3 protein-coding genes are annotated in these 3,545 nt (G+C 54.8%); all 3 read left to right on the forward strand.

What is annotated here, in order from left to right; translation table 11 throughout:
* A partial coding sequence (locus WS91_RS30090) for a nitroreductase family protein (RefSeq protein ID WP_197422296.1) occupies positions 1-286 on the forward strand: 286 nt, incomplete at its 5' end.
* A gap of 11 nt (positions 287-297) precedes the next feature.
* A complete protein-coding gene (locus tag WS91_RS35075; protein ID WP_082758429.1) occupies positions 298-1,863 on the forward strand; it encodes a carbamoyltransferase C-terminal domain-containing protein in 1,566 nt (521 codons plus the stop codon).
* Between the two features lie 12 nt (positions 1,864-1,875).
* Positions 1,876-3,114: an MFS transporter gene (locus WS91_RS30095; RefSeq protein WP_059645659.1), complete on the forward strand. Its 1,239-nt coding sequence runs from the start codon at positions 1,876-1,878 to the stop codon at positions 3,112-3,114.
* Positions 3,115-3,545 lie beyond the last annotated feature (431 nt).

A 3,545-nucleotide genomic window follows, 5' to 3' on the forward strand; every position in this document is an offset into this window, starting at 1 on the left:
GTCCCGTTTCGACAAGATGTGGTGGAAGTACCCGCACTCCCGTGCCTACCGCGTCGCGCTTTTGGATATGGGCTGCCTTGCCCAGACTTTCCAGCTCGTAACTACCGGCCTTGGCCTGAAATCTTGGCTGACAGGCTACTTCCTTGACAGAGAAATCAATCGTCTGCTGGCCGTGGACGAAATCAATGAATCAGTACTGTTTTTTGTGGGGGCTGGCGAGGGGGCCGATACGCCTTTCGCCCCCGAGGTGCTGACTGCTGTCGAAAAGCTCAGAAACGCGTCCTGAGAGACATTCCCATGCTCATTCTCGGCTTTAAGCCTGGACACGACGGGCACATTGCGAGCCTTGAAAATGGCGTCCTGAAATTTTCGTATGAAGCGGAAAAAGATACCAATCCGCGTTATGCCCCTGTCGATGTCGATCTGCTGATCGACGCTTGCAGAGCAGTTGATCGGATCCCGGATGTGATTGCCGTGAGCGGGTGGAGCAAAGGGATTCGGCCTGATCAAGGTGCGCCAATTGGCGGTGGCTATCTGGGTCTCGCTCGGCCGCAGGTTTTGCCAGCCTCATTTTTCGGCAACGAAATTCGTCGGATAACGGACTCTCACGAGCGCTCGCATATCATGTGTGCTTACGGCATGTCGCCGTTTCCTCAAGGGCAAGCGTGCTACGTATTGGTCTGGGAAGGATATATCGGCTCATTTTACTTTGTAGATGAATATGTCAATATCGAACGACTGTGCGATGTCATGCCTTACCCAGGTATTCGATATGCGTTCGCATATGGTGTTGCCGATCCTACCTTTAATTTTCGCAGTGGGCAGGTCAGATTGGGCGATGCGGGCAAAATGATGGCACTCGCTGCATTCGGCCAACGCGCGGATGGATCGAGAGGCGAGCGCGAGTTCGTTTCGAATATGTTGTCGAGTACCCTGACGCTTGATGCGCTCGACAAAAGACAGTTCGCAGAATCCGAGTATTTCAACATTGGCGTTGAGCATCCTGCATTCAAAAATCTCGCACGTGCGCTATCAGATGGCATTTTTGAGCGTTTCCTCGAGCGCATAAGGCCACTTGTCAATCGAACGATTCCGCTGTTGATTAGTGGCGGATGTGGGCTGAATTGCGATTGGAATCGAGCTTGGGTGGATAGTGGCCTTTTTCCCGATGTGTTTGTACCTCCGTGTCCGAACGATGTCGGATCGGCAATCGGCACTGCGGTTGACGCTCAGCTTGCATTGACGGGCCACGCGAAAATCGAATGGGATGTGTATCGAGGTCAAGCATTTATCGACGATCTGGACAACATCGATGGCTGGCGTCAAGAGGTGATGGGCTATCGTGAGGTCGCCGCACTATTAAACCAAGGCTCTATCCTCGGATGGGCAAGCGGCAGGGCGGAAATTGGCCCGCGAGCACTGGGAAATCGTTCGATCCTGGCTGCTCCGTTTGCGAAGACTGCGCTCACCCGTCTGAACACGATCAAACGCCGGGAGTCGTTCCGGCCGATCGCTCCAATCTGCCTGGAGGCGTGCGCGCAAGATCACTTCGACCTGCATGCGCCCAGTCCGCACATGCTGTATTTTGCACGGGTCAAACATAACGACCTACAGGCTGTCACGCATGTCGACGGTTCCGCTCGCCCCCAAACAGTCAATCCCAGCCAAAATCCTCGGATTCATGCTTTGCTTGAGGCGTTTGAGAGGGAATCCGGAACCGGCGTACTATGCAACACATCACTGAACTTCAATGGCGCAGGTTTCATCAACCGGACCAGCGATCTCGCACGATATGCTGTCGAGACGGGACTGGACGGCTTTGTGGTGAACGACAAACTGTACGTCAAGAACAAACCGCTTTGAAGCGTGGAGCTTATGCGTTCGACTATTGCCTTATTCTCGGTTCGAGGTTATCCACCGTTCTTCTTCGGACGTATCTTCAATTCCATCGCTGTTTGGGTCGACTTCACGTTGATCTTTTCGCTGATGTCGTTTCATTATCACGCGAACACCAGCATGCTAGGCCTGACCGCCGCATTGTACGGACTTCCTGGATTGCTTGTGGGACCTTTCATCGGCGCTCTCGCCGATCGGAAGTCACCTGCGTTGATCATGGTCATTAGTGCACTCGCTCGTCTCGTAACGTCGCTGGGACTTGCGTTTGCTCCCAATGAGAGCGTTTTCGTTGCCTGGGTATTGATCAAAGGTATCAGTAATCTCGGCACGATACCGGCTGAACAGATCGTGATCCGGCGTCTCTTATCCGATGAACAGATCGTCTCAACCGTCGCGCTGACCTCCGTCGTTGATCAGTGTACGAAGATCCTGTCTCCTCTGCTCGGCGCAGGACTGTCGTTCGCTTTGCATTCTCGAGGCGGGTTCGCGTTGACGGCTTGTCTGGCGATTGCGTCCGCAGTTTGCGCAATCGTCGTCGCCCAAACCGTGGGCTGGCGGGACGTAGCAAGGCAAGCGCAGCGGCGCTATCCGGACTTCAAGCTAGTCCGTCGCGTCTTGGCCGAACACCCTGCGCTGGCGACTTCACTTGGCCTGATGTTGACGTTTTCGGCAATCCTTGGCATGTACGATTCGATCGTGGTCGTGCTACTACGCGATCACGGATTGCCTGCTGCCGCGTTTGGCACGATCGTCAGTTTCACCGCAATCGGTGCAATCAGTTGTGCCACATTATTGAAAAAGGTACTGGCGCGTATTAGCGAAGCTAAATCGATGGCGGCCTTCCTAGCCGGCTTCAGCGGTACGGTCGTTGTAGCAGGCTTGCTAGCCCTCCTCACCACGAATTTGAACCTCGTTGTGTTGTGCGCTCTTTGGTACGTCAATGGTTTCTGCTACGGCGGTGGTGTAATGTGCTACTCCATCTCGATGCAACGAGAAGCGCCACGCGACGCACTTGGCGTGTTTTCAACGTCGGGGCGAAGCTTACAACTGGCTGCTCTAGTGATCGGACCAGTGATCGGGGCATGGATTGCCCTACGCTTTGGCCTCGCAACAACATTCATCGGGTCAGGAACATTTGGACTTGCAGCAGCAGCCTACGCAATGCTCACGTGCACTGACGTCCTGTCTCGTACACAGGCAGGCAGCACACCTGATTAGGCAGCCTACAGGCTGAGAAGCGACTATATGGGCTCCGCAACGCGCGCCAGCTGCGGATTTGGTCGGTACCGGTTAGCCGGCAACCACAGTCCTGCGCGATTCCATTGCACACGTTGTGGCGCGAACGTTCTTCTGGGGTGGTGAAACCACTAGGCCGACAGGCAATCTCTGTATGCCAATCGCTTGATCCTGATGGGTGTCTCGCGCGATCCGTCGATGGAATGAAGAAACGGGCGTGATCGGCAACCACATCCGGTCATTAAAAGAATCCGGGAATCGTTTGTTCAGGCAGTCGAGGGGAGCGGTTGCTTGACACCGGACCTGCTAATGGGCGACTCGAGAGGGGCTGGCCCTAACCCTTGTCATGCCTGAAAGCCACCACGGCGGCCCCAATAAAGGCGACCTGATTACCCTTAAGTGCACTTTCCGTT

Origin of the sequence: Burkholderia sp. MSMB1498 (assembly GCF_001526245.1) — a bacterium.
GTDB classification, from domain to species: Bacteria; Pseudomonadota; Gammaproteobacteria; order Burkholderiales; family Burkholderiaceae; genus Burkholderia; species Burkholderia savannae.

Excerpts from the sequence above, each read along its gene's own strand:
- WS91_RS30095 (WP_059645659.1), top strand. The coding sequence starts at position 1,876 with ATGCGTTCGACTATTGCCTTATTCTCGGTTCGAGGTTATCCACCGTTC.
- WS91_RS35075 (WP_082758429.1), top strand. The coding sequence starts at position 298 with ATGCTCATTCTCGGCTTTAAGCCTGGACACGACGGGCACATTGCGAGC.